Genomic DNA, 1,079 nt, shown 5'->3' with positions numbered 1-1,079 from the left:
AAATACGTACTCAAGCCGCGCCACGTGGAGATCCAGGTGTTTGCCGACCAGCACGGCCACTGCCTGTACCTCAACGAACGCGACTGCTCGATCCAGCGCCGCCACCAGAAGGTGGTCGAGGAAGCGCCGGCGCCGGGCCTGACGCCCGAGCTGCGCCGCGCCATGGGCGAGGCCGCGGTCAAGGCCGCCCAGGCCATCGGCTATGTCGGCGCCGGTACCGTGGAATTTTTGCTGGACGAGCGCGGCGACTTCTTCTTCATGGAGATGAACACCCGCCTGCAGGTCGAGCACCCGGTCACCGAGGCGATTACCGGCCTGGATCTGGTGGCCTGGCAGATCCGCGTGGCCCGCGGCGAGCCGCTGCCGCTGACCCAGGCGCAGGTGCCGTTGCTCGGCCACGCCATCGAAGTGCGCCTGTACGCCGAAGACCCGGAGCACGACTTCCTGCCGTCCACCGGCCGCCTGAGCCTGTACCGCGAACCCGCGGCCGGCCCGGGTCGCCGAGTCGACACGGGCGTGGCCGAGGGCGATGAAGTGTCCCCCTTCTACGACCCGATGCTCGGCAAGCTGATTGCCTGGGGCGACAACCGCGAAGAAGCGCGCCTGCGCCTGCTGGCCATGCTCAGTGAAACCTGCATCGGCGGGGTCAAGACCAACCTGGCGTTCCTGCGCCGCGTGCTGGCCCATCCGGCCTTCGCCGACGCCGAGCTGGACACCGGCTTTATCCCGCGCCACGAAGCGCAACTGCTGCCGCCGCCAGGCGAGTTGCCCGCCGCGTTCTGGCAACTGGCCGGCGACGCCTTCGCCCAGAGCGAGCCGCTACGGCGCAAGCACGAGGACTTCCATTCGCCCTGGGCCAGCACCAGTGGCTGGCGCGCCGGCCTGCCCGCCGAGATTGACCTGCACCTGAGCTGCAATGGCGTCACGCACAAGGTGTGCGCCAGCGGCGGCGCCCGCTTGCAGGGCGACACGCTGTTGTGCAGCAGCCCGCTAGACGCCGAGGTTCAGCCAGACGCACTACAACAGCGCCTGCACGCCATCCGCCAGGGCGATACCCTCTACCTGGAATGGCAGGGCGA

1 protein-coding gene is annotated in these 1,079 nt (G+C 69.1%); it reads left to right on the top strand.

Annotated features, from left to right (window positions below):
- Nucleotides 1–1,079 (top strand): ATP-binding protein (locus G9C89_RS24905; RefSeq protein WP_449301115.1); only part of this gene is annotated, 1,079 nt, incomplete at both ends.

Origin of the sequence: Pseudomonas tumuqii, assembly GCF_013184545.1 — a bacterium.
GTDB lineage: Bacteria > Pseudomonadota > Gammaproteobacteria > Pseudomonadales > Pseudomonadaceae > Aquipseudomonas > Aquipseudomonas tumuqii.
The sequence above is the reverse complement of the archived record's forward strand: the minus strand, read 5'-3'. Positions and strand labels throughout refer to the sequence as shown.